Raw genomic sequence first — 16,202 nt, 5'->3', positions numbered from 1 at the left:
TACTGAAACTGGCTACTTCTCCTCGAGCAATTGCCGCTGCAAAGTCAGAAGCGCATCGGTCGAATCGGATTTCCTTGGAGCTTCGATGGCAAGCTTTTTACCACGAGTTTCGGCATCCGCTTTCAAAGCTTCGGCGTACATCAACACTGTCTCATAAATCGCCTTAGCGAAGAGATCATCATCTTCAGCAATCCCTGCAGCTTTGTTGGACTGCTCGTAGTTGGCCCAAGCAGTTTCAAACTTCTCAACGTGGTTTAGAGTCACGTTTCCGGCTTTTACTGCAGCAGACCATTCCTTGAACGCAGCTTCAAGATCAGAAACTACGCGCTCCCTGCGTGCCTTCGCAGCCACCTCACGTTCGCGCTTTTTCTTCCTAGTCACGTTGAGCGCGTAACCAGCTCCGCCAATGACTGCAGCGGCACCCACTCCGACTGCACCGGCGACACGTGGATTACTTTTGGTGAGCTTCACTACTTTATCGGTGTTCTGAGCCGCCAATGCGCCTAGTTCTTTAGCTTTGCCCACAGCGTCAAGCATCAAGTTCTTAGGAACGCGCTCTACTACTTCTTTGGTGCCTTTCTCAGTCAGGTGATACACGATTCGGTTGGTTGCCGCCGAATGGATGCGGTTGGCATGCCGAACAAGCGAACCGTCCGCAATTCCTTTCTCGACCCACAGCGGGTATTCAAATTCAAGTGCAAGGGAACTCATGTCAGAGGCTCCTGGAGAGGGGATACATCGCTTCACAGTATGAACTACAGCGGCAACTCATGCTAAATTCACAGGCGTGAAATCAGTTTTCGTGGATCTGTTCACATAGGCGTTTCAATACAATCTCCAAGTTGATTGTCCCCTTCTTTCCTTCTGGCAGTAGAACAAATCGCCGGTAAAACTAGTTTGTTCCCAGCTACCGAAGGAGGGGAGGATGCATGACTCTGCACCTTTGATCCAACTATCTAAACAACGCCACCACGATTTCCTTGCAGCCCCCGCACGGGCACACGCAGAAAAGGCTGTCGAGCACGCCACGACTTCACTCATTCACGATTGGGCCAACAAGGCGTACTCGAATTCAGCAAAGCTCAGCACCCGCACAGCACCGATGGACTTGTTGAATTTTCGTCCAACGGAGCTAACTACTCCATCCTCATCGAGTCCAAAAAGACCAAACTCTCGCCGGTGACGGACTCGATCTCAAGAGGGCTCTCGCCCAGGTCATTTACTATCTCAAGCGTTTCCAACAAGCCGGCAACCCTATCCTCAACGCTGTCGTAATCTCCGATTCAGACGAAGTGTGCGTTCTGACTACACAACTTCTCGTCCCGTATCTCGGCGGTGACTACAACTGGACTCTCGCTCCGTCCGACACCGAAAAGAAAGAAACTCAGCTCGTCCTCGACTTCAAAGACAATGAGAATCTCGCCGGTATCTACGTACACTCCGTCAACCAGCGAGCCGATGACTTCGACGTTGCAGAGTTTCTTTTCGACCTTGATGCAAATGCCCGTCTGGGCAAACTGAACCCTGTCACAATGACTCCAGACAACCTGGAGCGGCTGGTCCTCAACTTCACTCTCGACGTGTTCTCGGCTGGTGCCGCTGCGTTCACAGAGCGGAAGATGATCGCAATCTTCATCCGTTCGCTCAAAGGTGACCGCAACCTCTACATCCATCCGACGAAGAAGAACACGTTGGTTCTCGACGGCAACGAGCTGACAGGAATCAACTCACGTTCCTTTGAAACGTTCTGACAGCAGTACAACCGAGGCTCCTACACACTTGATGAGATCAAGCGGATCACGGAGATCGGCGACACTCTGCTCGGCGAGACATCGCGCCGTCTGAGGGGTGATTTCTACACTCTGCCGATCTGGGTTGACCGTGCGCACCAGATGATTGAGGACGAACTCGGTAAGAAATGGCGAGACGAGTTCATTGTTTGGGTCCCGGCGTGCGGCATGTCAAATCTGACTCGTGGCTACCGATTCAAGGACGGCAACCTGTTCTGCTTGACACTGTACGAAGAGGATCTGCGAGTCGCGGACAGCTACAACAAGGGCGCGACGAAGTTGTTCCAGTACGACTTCCTCAACGACGGTATGCAGAACCATGAACCAGGTGTCACAGCTGAGGATGTTCTTGCGATGGCACGCAACGGCGAACTGAAAATTCCTGTCGAACTTGTAGAGGCGCTGTACGCGAAGAAGCCGATAGTGTTCTTCGGAAATCCGCCATACGGACAGTCTGGTAGCGGCCAGGGCAAAGACCTCAAAAGGATTCAGCCAGTCACGCATCGCTGAGATGGTGGAGTCGCGGGGCCACGCAAAGATGGAAATGTACTGTCAGTTCATTTATCGCGTGCAACTTCTCGCTGAGTTGTTTGACTACGGCGGGGATTACGAGTTCCACTTCTGGGCTTTAGGCCACAAATCTCCCTTAAGCCAGGAATCAGGCCGCAAAACAAGCTAAATCCCGATTCTCAGTAACGAGAATCGAACATCCAGGTGCGGTAGCGCTCCAGGTCGCCGTCTTTAAGCTCGTAGCCCGCCCACTCGGCCACCACGCTCAAGGTGTTGGGGAAGCTGCCGCCGATAGTTTTAGCGCGCACCTCCGGGGTGAGCGGGCGGCCCAGCAGCTCGCCGAGCTCGAAGGTGGCCTTGCCCCACAGCGGTTCGGTGTCGATGAGGGTGCCGTCCATGTCCCAGAGGACGGCCTTGGGCCTACTCAAGTTCCGGAAGCTCGTTGAGAGCCTCGTCCGTGGCGCCGGTGGCGGCCGCCGCGCGGAACACCAGGGTCTCGATGTCGGCCTTCTCCTCCGGCTCGAGCACCGCGTTGGCGTGCTTCTCGTTGAACGCCTCGAGGTTCTCGTAGAACGGCGCGACGACCTTCACCAGCGCATCGCCCTCAGGGTCGTCGCCGAGCAGGTCGAGGGCGTCCAGGAACATCTCCAGGAGCTTCTTCAAATCCGGCAGCACCGCCGGGTCGAAGGGCTCTTCCCACAGTTCCTTGTCCTCATCCTGCAGGTAGGAACCGGTGGCGAAAGTGGTCAGGTCGTCGATGAATTCGTCTACCTCGGGCTGAAACTGGGCCCGAATCGAGTTGTCCGCAGGTGCGCTCATGCGCCCCATTGTGCGTGAGACGCGTTAAATGCGCACCCCGAGCAGCCCGTCGAGGGCGGTGGCGATGATCTGATTGCAGTCGCCTGCCGCGCCGTCGAGAAGCGAAAGTGCCTCCGGGGTGTTCAAATCGTCCGCAAGAATTGCGCGAAGCTTATCGACGACATCCGTCGCCCCCGCCTCGCTCACCTCGCCGGCGAGCTGCTCGCGCCAACGCGCGAGGCGCTCCTCGGCCTCAGCCAGGATCGCGTCGGAGAAGTCCCGGTCCTCGCGGTAGTGGCCGGAAAAAACGGCCAGGCGGATTGCCGACGGGTCGTGGCCCGCCTCCGAGAGCTTGTGCACGAACACGAGGTTGCCCAGGGACTTGGACATCTTCACCCCGTCGAGGGCGATCATGCCGGCGTGGACGTAGTGCCCGGCCATGCGCTCGACCTTCAGCGCGGCCTCCGCGTGCGCGGCGGAGAACTCGTGGTGCGGAAATGCCAGGTCAGATCCGCCGCCCTGGATGGCGAAGTGGCTGCCCAGGCGGTTGGTGGCAATCGCGGAGCACTCGACGTGCCAGCCCGGCCGGCCCGGGCCGAACGGCGAGTCCCAGGCGGGCTCGCCCTCGCGGTGGCCGCGCCACACCAGCGCGTCCAGCGGGTCGCGCTTGCCTTCGCGGTCCGGGTCGCCGCCACGTTCCGCGAAGTACTCCTCCATTGTGGCGCGGTCCAAGTTGGACTCGTAGCCGAACTGCTCGGTGGCGTCGATGGAAGCGTAGATGTCGCCCTGGTCGAGCTCGTAGGCCGCGCCGGCGTCGAGAAGCTGCTGCACCATTGCGATCACCTCGTCGACTGACTCCATCGCGCCGATGTAGTCGCACGGCGGGATCACGGACAGGATCTCCATGTCGCTGCGGAACAAGTTGATCTGGCTGGTGCCGAGTTCGCGCCAGTCCACGCCGTCGCGCTCTGCGCGCTCGAACAGCGGGTCGTCCACGTCGGTGATGTTCTGCACGTAGTGGACCTTGTGGCCGTTGGCGAGCAGCTGGCGCTGCGCCAGGTCGAAGGTGAGGTAGGTCGCGGCGTGGCCGAGGTGGGTGGAGTCGTACGGGGTGATGCCGCAGACGTACATCCCCACCTCCCCGTTCGCATCCGGGGTGGTGTCTACTTCCTTGACGCGCTGATCGGCGGTGTCGAAGAGCTTCAGCGGCACCGGGGTGCCAGCGACTGCGGGTACGGACGGGTCGGGCCATGCATGCATGCGGACAACCCTACAACTAGGCGGCCATCACGCCAGTGCCGAGCAGCGCCATCACGAGAAGGCCCAGCGGAATGCGGTAGGCGGCGAACCACGCGAACGAGTGGTTGGACACGAACTTCAGCAGCCAGGCAATGGAGATGTAGCCGACCACAAACCCGATGCCGGAGCCGACGAGCAGCTGCAGCCCGCTTGCCGCCTGGCCTGCCTGGGGGTCGAAGGCGTCCGGCAGGGAAAACAGCCCGGAGGCAAGCACTGCCGGGATGGCCAGCAGGAAGGAGAAACGGGTGGCCACTTCGCGGTCCAGATTGAGGAACAGGCCGCCGGAGATGGTGCCGCCGGAGCGCGACACACCCGGGATGAGCGCCAGGCACTGCCACAGGCCCATCACAACCGCGTCCTTCATAGTCAGTTCCTCGAAGCCGCGGGTCTTTTTGCCGCGGCGCTCGGCCAGGATGAACACCAGTGAGAACAGGATCAGCACTGTGGCGGTGATCCAGAGGTTGCGGAAGTTCTCGCGGATGAGGTCTTTGAGTAAAACGCCCGCAAGACCGACCGGGATGGTGCCGGCGATGACCATCCAGCCCATGCGGTAGTCGAAGTTCCGCTTGGACTTGTCCGCGAGGCCGGCGAACCAGGCGGTGAGGATGCGCCAGATGTCTTTGGCGAAGAACACCAGCACGGCCAGCTCCGTGCCCAGCTGGATCACAGCGGTGAAGCTGGCGCCGGCGTCTTCGCCCCAAAATAGTTGGGAGACGATGCGCAGGTGGCCCGAGGAAGACACGGGCAGGGACTCGGTGAGGCCCTGGACAATGGACAGGACGATCACCTGAACCCAGGACATTGTGGTGGCGGGATCAGTCATGGCGAAAGACACTACCCCGCCTACTTAGCCATCGCGGTGCGCGACGGGCGCGTTGCTAGGCTTTGACCTTGTGAATGCTCGTTTGTTTGCCCCCAGTTCCCGCCTCCGCTTTGCCGCAGTTTCCGGTGCCGTCTCGGCTGCCCTGGCGCTGAGCGCCTGCGGCGCGTCTCCTTCCGCCAAGATCGAGGAAGCTGGCGGTGAGGCCGCTGCGAACATGGGCAGCGCTAAGCCTGTGCAGTCCCCGCAGTCGTCGGACCCGGCGGGCGCGGTGGTGGACTTCGAGCCAGTGAGCGATGTGGACGTCACGAACGGCCGCATCGGCGTCCGCACGGAAAACGCGCTGACGATCGGCACGCTCGAGGAGATCCAGCAAGGCAAGGCCGCCCGCCACGAGCTGGACCAATCCTGCGGCGAGGCATCCGCCAACGCCGGCACCTTCGCGCTTGCCTGCGCGGGCGAGATCAAGCTCTTCGGCGACCGGGAGGAGACTATCGCCACGGATAAGCCGGTCACGGTGGCCACGGTGGCGTCGACAGGCGAGGTGCTCGCAGGCAGCGACACTGAGCGCAAGGTGTGGGTCTTCGACGGCGGAGAGCTGAAAGACACCATCGACGTCGCACGCGAGACCGATCAGCTCCAAGCGGTGCAGGTGGACGGCCAGCGCGACTCCGTGGTGCGAACCAACCGCTTCGACACCACCATCCAGGACATCGACTGGAACGGCTCGCGCCAAGGCGGCACCCTGCGCGTCGGCCTGGGAGTGGGCAAGGTGCGCGGCGGCGAGCACGGCCTGGTGCTGGCTGCGGATTCCACCGGCAACCAGCTCCACGTCTACACCACCGACGGCATCATCCGCCTCCAGCAGTCCGCGCCGGTGCCGGAAGGACCCTGGGATGCCGCGTGGGACCCCGCGCAGCGCCTCGCCTGGGTCAGCTCGCTGGCCAGCAACACCGCCACCGGCTACGACATCTCCCAGGGCATTCCGGTGAAGCGCAAGCACTTCGCCACCGTCGCAGATGCCCAGAGCATCATTACGCTTGACGACGGCACCGTGGTCGCCGCCTCCGCATCCGGCGACGGCATCCAGATCGTCTCCCCCGCCGACCAAACCGAGAGCAACTAGGAGAAAAACCCATGACGCTCTACGACCGCGCACTCAAGCTCATGTTCCTGCTGCCGCCGGAGCGCATCCACGGCATCATCAGCGGCGCGCTGCAGACGCTGCACCTGGCCACCCCGGTCAACCGCGTGATGGAAAAGGCCGTGCGCGTGCACGACCCGGTGCTGCGCCAAACCGTTTTCGGCGTGGACTTCCCCGCCCCGCTGGGGCTGGCGGCCGGCTTTGACAAGAACGCCGAGGCGATCGACTCCTGGGGCGCGATCGGCTTCGGCTACGCTGAGATGGGCACCGTGACCCCGAAGTCCCAGCCGGGCAACCCCACGCCGCGGCTGTTCCGCCTGCCGGAGGACAAGGCGATTTTGAACCGGATGGGTTTCAACAACAAGGGCGCGCTCGTGGTCGCCGACAACCTCCGCGCGCGGCGCTCCCGCGACGTGGTGGGCATCAACATCGGTAAGAACAAGACCTCCGAGGACGCCGTGGCGGATTACCGCGCCACCTCGACGCTTCTGGGTCAGCTTGCGGACTACCTGGTGGTCAATGTCTCCTCCCCCAACACGCCGGGCCTGCGCGACCTGCAGGCGGTGGAGGAACTCCGCCCGATCCTGGAAGTGGTGAAGAAATCCACCACCACCCCGGTGCTGGTGAAGATCGCGCCGGATCTTTCCGACGAAGACATCGACGCCGTGGCTGACCTCGCCGTCGAGCTGGAATTGGCCGGCATTGTGGCCACCAACACGACCATTTCCCGCTCCGGGCTGAAAACACCCGCCTCCAAGGTGGAGAAGATGGGCGCGGGCGGCATCAGCGGAGCCCCGTTGGAGAACCGCTCGCTTGAGGTGCTCAAGCGCCTCCACGAGCGAGTCGGCGACAAGCTGGTGCTCGTCAGCGTCGGCGGCATCTCCACGCCCGAGCAGGCGTGGGAGCGCATCACCGCGGGCGCGAGCCTGCTGCAGGGCTACACCCCGTTCATCTACGGCGGGTTGGGCTGGATCCGCGGCATCCACCGCGGGATCGCCGCGCAGATCAAAGCCCACGGCCTGGACTCGATCGAGCAGGCCGTGGGCAGCGGGCTGGAGTGGAAGGCGCTCTAAGCGTGTCCGGCTGCGCTGCGGCGCAGCACCACCGCGCAGAGGCCGGCGGCGAGCGCCCAGCCGATCAGCCAGAACGGCGTGGTGGCCATCAGCTCGGTGTCGGGCGCGATGAAGCCGAGCCCGATGAGCACCACGGCCACGATTAGCGCGCCGACCTGGGTGCGTGAGCCTTCCTGCTTGGTGTTGTAGGTGGCGAAGGCGCCGACGATGGCGACCGCCACGATGATGGAGAGCACCTGCGGGGTGACGGGGAACGCGGCGTCGCCTCGAAGCAGCGCCAGCACGGCGTAGAGCACGAGCACGAGTGCGATGCCCATGAACGCGCCGCCGACGCGGAGTTGCACTGGAACCATTCGGCGAATCTTACTGGTTTTCGTACCAGCCCCAGATGATTGCCCGGCCGAGCGAGTGGAAGTTCAGGTTGAAGCCGAGCTGGGTGGGGTTGGCAATCTCGTCCGCGGGAAGCTCCGTGTCCACCGCGTGGACGGCGAACAGGTAGCGGTGCGGGCCGTGGCCGGCCGGCGGGTTCGCGCCGTAGTAGCCCTTGACGCCGCTGTCGCCGGTGAGCACCACAGCGCCAACGCCGAGGTCGTCCTTCGCGCCCGCGCCGGCGGGCAGCTCGGTGACGTCAGCCGGGATGTTGAACGCGGACCAGTGCCAGAACCCGGAGGCGGTCGGCGCGTCCGGGTCGAAGCAGGTCACAGCGTACGTCTTGGTGCCCTCCGGGGCGCCGGACCAGGACAGCTGCGGGCTAGTGGCATTGTCGCCGGCCAGCGAGTCGGCGAGGCGCTCGCCGTCGACGATGTCCTCGGACGTGATGTCGAAGGACGGCACGTCCGCCAGCGCGGCGTACGGGTCGGGGCCGGGGAAACGGTCGGAAACATAATTTGCAGTCATGTCCCCATTCCTACCGGAGAGTTAGTGACCGCCGCCACTCCACGCAGCGAACAGTTGCGCGTATCTCCCGTCGGCGGCGACGAGTTCGGTGTGGGTGCCGTCCTCGATGATGCGCCCGGCGTCCATGACCAGGATCCGGTCCGCGGCCGCCGCCTGGTCTAGGCGGTGCGCCACCACCAGTGCCGTGGTGTCTGCGGTGATCCGCGCGGCGGCGTCCTCCAGCGCGTTCGTGGCGTCGCTGCCGGCTTCCGCTGTGGCCTCGTCCAGGATGAGCACCTTCGGGCCCGACAGCGCCACGCGTGCGAGCGCGAGCTGCTGCTCCACCTCCGGGGGTATGTCCTCCGCGCCTGCGCCGACGGCGGTGTCCAGCCCCTTCGGGAACAGGCGCGCGAACTGGGTGCCTTCAGGGTCGAGCCCGACACTTGCCAGCGCCCGCAGCAGGTCCGCGTCGGTCGCATCCTGTGCGGCCATCGAGAGGTCCTCGCGCAGGGTGCCGGCGAACAGGTGGACGTCCTGGGTGAGCAGGGTGACGTTCTTGGCGGTCCACGTGTCGCTGACCTGCGAGGTTTCCACGGCCCCTACCCGGATGCTCCCAGCTGTGGGCTCCACCAGCCCCGCAATGAGCGCGGCGAGCGTGGACTTGCCGGCGCCCGAAGTGCCCACCAGCGCGGTGGTTGTTCCGGCCTCGAGCGTGACAGAGAGGTCTTCCAGCACGTTGGCGCCGCCCGGGTAGGCGAACGAGACGTGGTCCACCTCCACATCCACGAGTGCAGCAAGGTCCGCCGGCACGGCCGTGGCGTCGCGTCCGTCCGCGAGCTTGGCCAAGCTCACCGCGCGACCCACGGCGGTGGCAGCGCCCTGCAACTCGCCGACGAAGAACAGCGCGTTGAACACCATGACCTCTGCGCGGATGACCATGAACACCGCAGCGCTCGCCTGGCCCGGGGTGACAACTCCGGCCGACGCGAGCCACGCGCCGACGCCAAGCGTGAGCAGCACCCACGCGGCGAAAGCGACCTGGCCGATGCCTGTGAGCCGGATGAACCAGGGCACACGGTCCATCTCCGCCTCCACCGCGCCCCACGAGGTCCGCCGCATCCGTGCCAACGCCCAGCGCTCCAAGTCGAAGGCGCGCAGCGTGGGCAGGCCCCGGACGGTATCCAGCAGCACCGCGTTGCGACGCGCCTCCGCCACGCTCACCGCGTTGGAGGCATCCGGGATGGCGCGGACCACCGCGCGGGCGAACGGGTACGTGCAGATGCAGATCAAAAGCAGGATCAAGGCGAAGCGGACGTCGATAAGCAAAAGCCCGATAAACGTGATCGGAAAGACGAACACGGTGGTGAGCACGCGCGAGCCGATGGCGGTGATGGTTTGGACGACGTCGTCGATGTCCTTGGTCATGCGTGTGATCACGTTGCCGGTGCCGAGCTCCATCACCCGCGGCACAGGTGCGCGCAGGATCGCGTCGAGGCAGCGACGGCGCAAGTCGATGGACGCGCGGGCGACCTTGAGGCCCACCACGTAGTTACCGAGGGCGCGCAGGAACATCTCGACGAGCATGCAGGCCAACGCCAGTCCAACAGTCCACACAAAGGCGCGGGTGCCGGTGCCCAGTAGCGGCACCTCGCCTCCGGTGAGCGGGTCGACGCTGCGCCCGAACAGGTTCGACTGCGTGGTGTACACGGCGACGATGAGCGCCTGGATGAGCAGCAGACCCGCCCACCAGCGTCTGTCCAGCGCGTTGGGCAGCGCCGAGAGGTACGCGAAGGTCTCCTTCACACTTGCGGGTGCGACCGCGTCTGTGCGTGCGTAATCGGGCGCCATCTACGCCACCTCCAATTCGGTTCCAGCGTGCTGCCACGCGGCGTTTCCGGTGATGACCACGGTGGTTTTGTCTGCTCTGAGCGCGGCGACGGCTGCCACGACGTCCGCCTGTGTCACGGAATCGAGCCCCGTGGTCGGGTCGTCCAGGATGAGCACCTCCGGGTCGGCGGCGAGCGCCCTGGCAAGCGCGACGCGCTGGCGCTGCCCGCCGGAAAGGTTCAGGCCGGCCTCCCCCAGCGGCGCGTCCGGCAACTCGCCTGCTTCGTTGATACCGCCGAGCCTGCGGAGGATGTCTTGGCAGTGGGCGGCGGCGAGCGCCTGCTTGACGACGTCCTCCGGCACATCCCCGCGCGGGTTCACGTTGTCTGCGATGGTGCCCTCAAACACGTTGACGGTGTGCGGCGGGAACAGCACGTCTGCGCGCTGCGCCCACGCGGCGGCGGTGGCGTAGGAACGCTCCGCCGGCTCGAGAATCCACAGCTCCGCGCCTGGGACCGGTGTGTCTGTTAGCTCGGGCCCCGCGGTGTCGTCGCCCGCGTGGTGCAGCTGCTCGATGCGCTGGCCACTCGCGACGGCCCTGCCCCACCCGCTGGCCAGGTCGCCGAACGCTAAGCCCGCCATGGTCAACGCAGGCTGCACCAACAGTGCCACGGATGTCAGCTGCCCCGGGGTGATCTCCCCGCGCAGCGTCATCCACGCGCTCAAGCCCACGATGCCAAGGTTGCACAGCCACGCCACGCAAAACCTGGCGAAACCGAGCCACACCTCCACACGCAGGTGCGTGAGCATCAAGCGCTTCGCCTTCGCCGTTTCGGCGTGAAAACGTGTTGCCACGGTTGCACCCGCGCCTAGGCCTTTGACGGTGCGAATGCCTTGCGACGCATCCGTGGCCAAGCCAGCGACATCCGCCTCCGCGGCGCGACGCTTCAACGACACCCGCGTCACCGGCCCCGCGGTCCACGCGGCGAACAGAGCGATGATCAGCGCGCTGGCCGGGATGGCCAGTGAGATCCACGGGGAGACCGACCACATCGCCACCATCGCGCAGACCGCGTAGCCGATGGCCATGAGCGGAAACGACAGCAGCTCGCGGTAGCGGCCGACGGTGTTCGCGTCCGCGTCGATGGTGTTGAGTACGGTGCCGGGGCTCATCGCTCCCGCCCCGCGGCGCAGCACGCCCGAGGACAGGTGCTGCTGCGCGTTGTGGGTCACGCGGCGCACCGAGGCTGTGGCCAGGCCGTCGCCGGTGGCCTCGCCGATGAATTGGATGATGAAGATGCCGACCAGCACCGCGAAGAGCCACCATGCGTTGAACTTTTCTTCCCCCACCAGGCCGTCCACGATCATGCCCACCACCACCGGCACAAACGCGGCGATGCCGGAGCCGATGAGGTAGCTCAGAATGTGCAGCACCAGCACGCCCGGGTAGGCGCCAACCATGTCCCTGACCACGCGGTTCCCGCTGCTCCAGCGCGCCGGGTGGAGCCGCGCCGGATCGTCCGCTGGCGGCGCGGGCGGGACGAACCAGCTGTACGTCTTCATTCTGCGCGGCGGTGGCATCATTCTGGAAAATCTAGCAAATCGGGATTTCGTTTGACAGTCCATAGTTTCGTAAACTCTGCAGTTCAGAAACGTGAAACCGCCTAGTGGTACCCCGTACGGGATTTGAACCCGTGTTACCGGCGTGAGAGGCCGGCGTCCTAGGCCGCTAGACGAACGGGGCATAGAACTGTGACCACCGACCGCACAGCACCGGAGTGCTGTGCGCAGTTATCACTGCTGGCCTACCAGGACTCGAACCTAGAATGACGGTACCAGAAACCGTTGTGTTGCCAATTACACCATAGGCCATCATTGCTATGAACGTGCTTGGGGATTTCCCCTCGCCGCTCGCTGCAACGGTTTATAACTATATCCAGCACTACCGATCCACACAAATCGCCAGGCCAGATGTGATTTTCGAGGCGCTGGGAAACAACCCTCACGCCCCGAAATTACAGCCCTGTGAGACTGCTTCCGTGCTGTTACTCAGCACTCCACGGCGTGACCGCCTGAGCCGCCTTAAGGCGTGCCAAGGTGGATTCCTTGCCCAGTAGCTCCATGGACTCAAACAGCGGCGGGGACACCTGCTGACCGGAAATGGCTACACGCAGGGCACCGTAGGCCTTGCGGGGCTTGAGCCCGAGGTCGTCGATAAGCGCGGCGGAGAGAACCTTCTCAATCTCCTCAGTCTTCCACTCCCCAAGCTCTTCCAGCTTGGCAATGGAGACCTCGAGCGGCTGCACGGCGTCATCCTTGAGATTCTTCTTTGCAGCCTTCTCATCGAGCTTCAACTCCGCATCCGGAGTGGTGAGGAAGGACATGAGGCCATAGGCGTCCGAGAGGGTCTTGATGCGGGTCTGCACCAAGTCAGCAGCGAAAGTGAACTTTTCCTCGGGGTAATCTGCCGGGAAGTCGGTGTATTCGCTCAGATACTCGCGAAGGCGCTGAGCAAAGCCTTCCGGCTTCAGCAGGCGAATATGATCGGCGTTGATGGCCTCCAGCTTCTTCTGGTCGAAACGAGCCGGGTTGCCCAGCACGTCGTGCACATCGAAGTTGGCAATGAGCTCATCCACCGAGAAGATGTCCTGATCCGCAGACAGCGACCAGCCCAGAAGGGACAGGTAGTTGAGCATGCCCTCCGGGATAATGCCGTTGTCACGGTGGTTGAACAGGTTCGACTGCGGGTCACGCTTAGACAGTTTCTTGTTGCCCTCACCCATCACGAAGGGAAGGTGGCCAAACTCCGGAGTCTGCTTAGCAATACCCAGCTCAATGAGTGCCTCATAGAGGGCAAGCTGGCGCGGCGTGGAGGACAGCAGGTCCTCGCCACGCAGGACGTGCGTGATGCCCATGAGGGCATCATCGACAGGGTTGACCAGCGTGTACAGCGGCGCCCCGTTGGAGCGAGCAACCACATAGTCCGGCTGAGTCTCAGATTTGAACGTCATCTCACCGCGAACAAGGTCAGTCCACGACCAGTCCTTGTCCGGCATACGCAGGCGCCAGACCGGCTTGCGTCCTTCGGCCTCAAAAGCGTCGATCTGCTCCTGGGTCAAGTCACGGTCAAAGTTGTCGTAGCCCAGCTGTGGGTCGCGGCCGGCAGCCTTGTGGCGCTCCTGGACTTCCTCATTGGTGGAGTACGCCGGATAGACGTAGCCGCCATCCTTGAGCTTCTGCAGAACCTCAGCGTAGATATCCATACGCTGGGACTGGCGGTAAGGCTCGTCCGGGCCGCCCACGTTGACGCCCTCGTCCCAACCCAATCCGAGCCAGTTCAGGGAGTCGATGATGGCCTGGTAGGACTCCTCAGAGTCGCGAGCAGCATCGGTGTCCTCGATGCGGAAGATGAGCTTTCCGCCAGTGTGGCGAGCGTAAGCCCAGTTGAACAGTGCCGTGCGGACCATGCCCACGTGGGGCGTACCGGTAGGTGAAGGACAAAAACGTACGCGGACGTCGGAAGTTGTTTCAGTCATGACCTCCATCGTAGTTCAGGGCTGCTTCGCCGCACCGGACGCCCCACATGGGGGTAAATGAAAGCTGTATCCACTAACTATATGCAGGACTTTTCGGAACCCAATAAAGAGAATGGAAATCATTACCTATAGTGAGATTCTCCCCAAAACTCAAGAAAGGTCTCCCTATATCGTGGCACGATTCCGTCCCATAGCGCTGATTACCTGCGCCGCCCTCCTCGCCTCTCCTGCTACCGCAGTCGCTGGCCCAGACGATGGCAAGCACGTAGCTACCCAAACCCACATCGACTCCCCCAAGTCCTTCTGGGAGAACAACTCCCTCACCCTCAAATCGCACTCGGCGGATTCTGACCATGACCTCGAGGACACCGTGACATGGGTGGGTAAAGGCTGGGACCAGAACGGCGCTAATCAGTACCAGTTCACCGTTCCGGACGACCCTGCCCTCGCTTTTGCTGGCCAGGCAGGAAAAACCTATTACATGGCCCCTGCCAGCGTTAATGGCAGCCTGGATCCGGTGTGGATGGGCTTCGGTGCGGACACCGAGCTGCCTGTCGACGATTTCCGTGACAACATCGCCTCCCTTGACCTTCTGAGTGTCGACGGCCCTGGCGACGTCGAGATGTTCGGCTACTACCCCGGCCCCGGCGGTCTTCAGCGTTTCTTCGGCACCACCGAGAGCGCTCCTCATTCGGCATGGCTGACTAGCGGCACGCATACCCACAACTACACGGTCTTTTCCAAGCCAGGCCGTTACGAGCTCACGTACCGCACCACTGCCCGCAACAAGGACGGACAACTCATCGCCTCCGAACCGGTAACCACCTCCATTCAGGTCGGTGGTGAGCGTCCGCTGAAGGAAGCAACTCCCTCCCTCCATGAGCGCTTCGACAAGGCAGCCTCCGGCGATGCCTCCGCTAAGAACTACAAGCTCAGCATTGCCCCGAAAAAGAAGCAGGAAAAGGACGGTGACGAGAACCTGTCCTCGATCGACTTTTCTGGCGGCACCAACGGCACGCTCACGCTGCTTATCGACGGCTACTTCCTCACCGACCTCCCCGTCACGGACGGTAAGGCACACTTTGACGAGCTCCTCGGCCCGGAAGACGCAACAATCCAAGCTGTCTACACCCCTGAGGACGGCTCGCCGCGGTGGATCTCGGAGGCACTCGATTATTCCGAGGGAGCGCAGCTGAGCACCACCTCTGAGACCTCCGCAGAGTCGTGGACGGAGACGTCCAACCCGCGAGAGTTGTCCTCCGGTGAGGAGATTTCCATTTCCAATCCGGGCATCACCGCCCGTGCGGTGCCGGAAGGCAAGGATGCCACACGCATCATCGTTGAAGCTGCCGATAAGAAGCTCGAGGGCTACGTCCATGGAGGCTTCTTCAATGGGGATAGTGAGTACGCCGACATCCCCTTCGACGGCGTCATCACCAACGGCCGCGCCGAGTTTGTCGTCGGCGCCGATAAGAGCTTCGACGGCAACCGCATCCGCCTCGATATCCTTCCGCACCCAACGGTCACATCCAACTCTGGATCCATCACGGTGACGGATTCCTTCTCCTTCGGTCAGACGTATGAGGCACAGGGCGCGTTGGGCAAGGCGTCGACCGCGCCAAGCACCACGCCTGGTGCTCAAGAGCCTTCACAGACCGAAGCCGGACCACACACCGGCCTGTGCACCACGAAGAAGGTCCTAGACCACGGCCACGTCGACATCGCCGCGACCCGCGACGGTGACTCTTTCACCGCTCGCCTCAAGGACGAAACCGCCATCGTGGACAAGAAGACTGTAGAGCGTCCGCTCGATGACGTCGTCCTCGCCGTCCACGACAACGCCCTGCGAGCCCGCCCAGAAGTTCTGAAGGGCAAGGAATTTGATTACCTGGGCACGGACAAGTTCTATCTGTTGCCCCAAACCCAGGAGCAGGGCATCATCTGGCCGGGCTATAACACCCAGTCTCTGAACTACGCCGACTACAAGGACGGCACGGTCACCCTCAACATCAAGCCAACTGAGATGCCAGAAGGCGCGGCTATTGGTCTGTTCACCACTGAGGGCTTGGGCAAGGCCTTCACCCCACTGGTGAACTCCGCCGAAGGCGATTACTCCATTGACACCACCTTCGCCTCCCATACTCACACCAACTGGGCGTTCACCAAACCGGGTCTTTACACGCTCGATGTCACCTACACCGCCACCACCACGGACGGCAAGGACATCACCTCCGCTCCCCAGACGCTCACCGTGGCCGCCGGTGACGCCGCAATCGCTGACTGTGTGAGCGCGAAGGGCGGGAAGGAAGATCCCACTACCCCCGGCACCCCAAACACCCCAGACAACTCCAGCAAGCCGGACACCTCGTCGAAGGGCATCACATCCTCCAAGCCGAAGCTCGACCGTCTGTGGGGGCTTGTTCTTCCCGTTGTTCTCGCCATCGTCTTCCAAGGCTTCCTCAACTTCTTCACTGACCATCGTCAGCAGATCGAGTCACGTATCAACGGCCTCTTTGGTCGCTAGAAAGG

General features: G+C 62.9%; 14 protein-coding genes, 2 tRNA genes and 2 pseudogenes. 5 read left to right on the top strand and 13 right to left on the bottom strand.

Translation table 11 applies throughout. From position 1 onward, the window contains the following. Window positions 1-12 precede the first annotated feature (12 nt). Entirely contained in the window at window positions 13-711 is a 699-nt protein-coding gene (locus CSING_RS06155; protein WP_042530637.1) for a hypothetical protein, read from the bottom strand. 581 nt (window positions 712-1,292) lie between these two features. Between CSING_RS06155 and CSING_RS06150 the strand changes: the two genes are divergently transcribed. Continuing rightward, the gene (locus CSING_RS06150) at window positions 1,293-1,751 is read left to right on the top strand and encodes a hypothetical protein (RefSeq protein ID WP_042530634.1); all 459 of its coding nucleotides are present in this window, start codon (window positions 1,293-1,295) and stop codon (window positions 1,749-1,751) included. Between the two features lie 141 nt (window positions 1,752-1,892). Continuing rightward, window positions 1,893-2,300: a hypothetical protein gene (locus tag CSING_RS06145; RefSeq protein WP_042530632.1), complete on the top strand. Its 408-nt coding sequence runs from the start codon at window positions 1,893-1,895 to the stop codon at window positions 2,298-2,300. Window positions 2,301-2,479: 179 nt separating this feature from the next. On the opposite strand, the gene CSING_RS06140 is transcribed toward CSING_RS06145, so the two are convergent. The 4 genes from CSING_RS06140 to CSING_RS06125 are packed head-to-tail and all read right to left on the bottom strand — an operon-like array spanning window position 2,480 to window position 5,220. After that, window positions 2,480-2,728 (bottom strand): HAD family hydrolase, encoded by a 249-nt coding sequence (locus CSING_RS06140; protein WP_236684055.1) that lies wholly within the window; start codon window positions 2,726-2,728, stop codon window positions 2,480-2,482. Beyond that, window positions 2,721-3,119 (bottom strand): hypothetical protein, encoded by a 399-nt coding sequence (locus tag CSING_RS06135; RefSeq protein ID WP_034989679.1) that lies wholly within the window; start codon window positions 3,117-3,119, stop codon window positions 2,721-2,723. Before CSING_RS06135 ends, CSING_RS06140 begins: the two co-directional genes overlap by 8 nt. A gap of 24 nt (window positions 3,120-3,143) precedes the next feature. Beyond that, complete coding sequence (gene mshC / locus CSING_RS06130) at window positions 3,144-4,358, bottom strand: cysteine--1-D-myo-inosityl 2-amino-2-deoxy-alpha-D-glucopyranoside ligase (protein ID WP_005390932.1); 1,215 nt, start codon at window positions 4,356-4,358, stop codon at window positions 3,144-3,146. Window positions 4,359-4,374: 16 nt separating this feature from the next. Then, complete coding sequence (locus CSING_RS06125; RefSeq protein WP_042533221.1) at window positions 4,375-5,220, bottom strand: undecaprenyl-diphosphate phosphatase; 846 nt, start codon at window positions 5,218-5,220, stop codon at window positions 4,375-4,377. 70 nt (window positions 5,221-5,290) lie between these two features. Between CSING_RS06125 and CSING_RS06120 the strand changes: the two genes are divergently transcribed. Then, the gene (locus tag CSING_RS06120) at window positions 5,291-6,343 is read left to right on the top strand and encodes a YncE family protein (RefSeq protein WP_011116971.1); all 1,053 of its coding nucleotides are present in this window, start codon (window positions 5,291-5,293) and stop codon (window positions 6,341-6,343) included. A gap of 11 nt (window positions 6,344-6,354) precedes the next feature. Further along, the gene (locus CSING_RS06115; RefSeq protein WP_005390938.1) at window positions 6,355-7,434 is read left to right on the top strand and encodes a quinone-dependent dihydroorotate dehydrogenase; all 1,080 of its coding nucleotides are present in this window, start codon (window positions 6,355-6,357) and stop codon (window positions 7,432-7,434) included. On the opposite strand, the gene CSING_RS06110 is transcribed toward CSING_RS06115, so the two are convergent. The 8 genes and pseudogenes from CSING_RS06110 to gltX form a co-directional block, all read right to left on the bottom strand. Continuing rightward, window positions 7,431-7,787: a hypothetical protein gene (locus CSING_RS06110; protein WP_005390939.1), complete on the bottom strand. Its 357-nt coding sequence runs from the start codon at window positions 7,785-7,787 to the stop codon at window positions 7,431-7,433. The two genes, CSING_RS06115 and CSING_RS06110, sit on opposite strands and share 4 nt — an antisense overlap. Window positions 7,788-7,797: 10 nt before the next feature. Continuing rightward, window positions 7,798-8,331, bottom strand: coding sequence for a YbhB/YbcL family Raf kinase inhibitor-like protein (locus CSING_RS06105; protein WP_005390941.1), 534 nt, complete (start codon window positions 8,329-8,331; stop codon window positions 7,798-7,800). Between the two features lie 21 nt (window positions 8,332-8,352). After that, window positions 8,353-9,052, bottom strand: a pseudogene (locus CSING_RS14210) (ATP-binding cassette domain-containing protein); the annotation flags it as partial. Between the two features lie 219 nt (window positions 9,053-9,271). Next, a pseudogene (locus CSING_RS14205) lies at window positions 9,272-10,158 on the bottom strand (ABC transporter transmembrane domain-containing protein); the annotation flags it as partial. Further along, the gene (tetA, locus tag CSING_RS06095; protein WP_407637949.1) at window positions 10,159-11,721 is read right to left on the bottom strand and encodes a tetracycline efflux ABC transporter TetAB subunit A; all 1,563 of its coding nucleotides are present in this window, start codon (window positions 11,719-11,721) and stop codon (window positions 10,159-10,161) included. Between the two features lie 84 nt (window positions 11,722-11,805). Further along, a tRNA-Glu gene (locus CSING_RS06090) sits at window positions 11,806-11,881 on the bottom strand. 56 nt (window positions 11,882-11,937) lie between these two features. Continuing rightward, window positions 11,938-12,009 (bottom strand) — tRNA-Gln (locus tag CSING_RS06085). A gap of 173 nt (window positions 12,010-12,182) precedes the next feature. Beyond that, on the bottom strand, window positions 12,183-13,673 hold the full coding sequence (gene gltX / locus CSING_RS06080) for a glutamate--tRNA ligase (protein ID WP_407637948.1): 1,491 nt from the start codon (window positions 13,671-13,673) through the stop codon (window positions 12,183-12,185). 172 nt (window positions 13,674-13,845) lie between these two features. Here gltX and CSING_RS06075 point away from each other — a divergent pair, with 172 nt between their 5' ends. Next, entirely contained in the window at window positions 13,846-16,197 is a 2,352-nt protein-coding gene (locus CSING_RS06075; protein WP_042533216.1) for a choice-of-anchor M domain-containing protein, read from the top strand. Window positions 16,198-16,202 lie beyond the last annotated feature (5 nt).

The organism is Corynebacterium singulare (assembly GCF_000833575.1).
In the GTDB taxonomy this organism is placed as follows: Bacteria; Actinomycetota; Actinomycetes; order Mycobacteriales; family Mycobacteriaceae; genus Corynebacterium; species Corynebacterium singulare.
The sequence above is the reverse complement of the archived record's forward strand: the minus strand, read 5'-3'. Positions and strand labels throughout refer to the sequence as shown.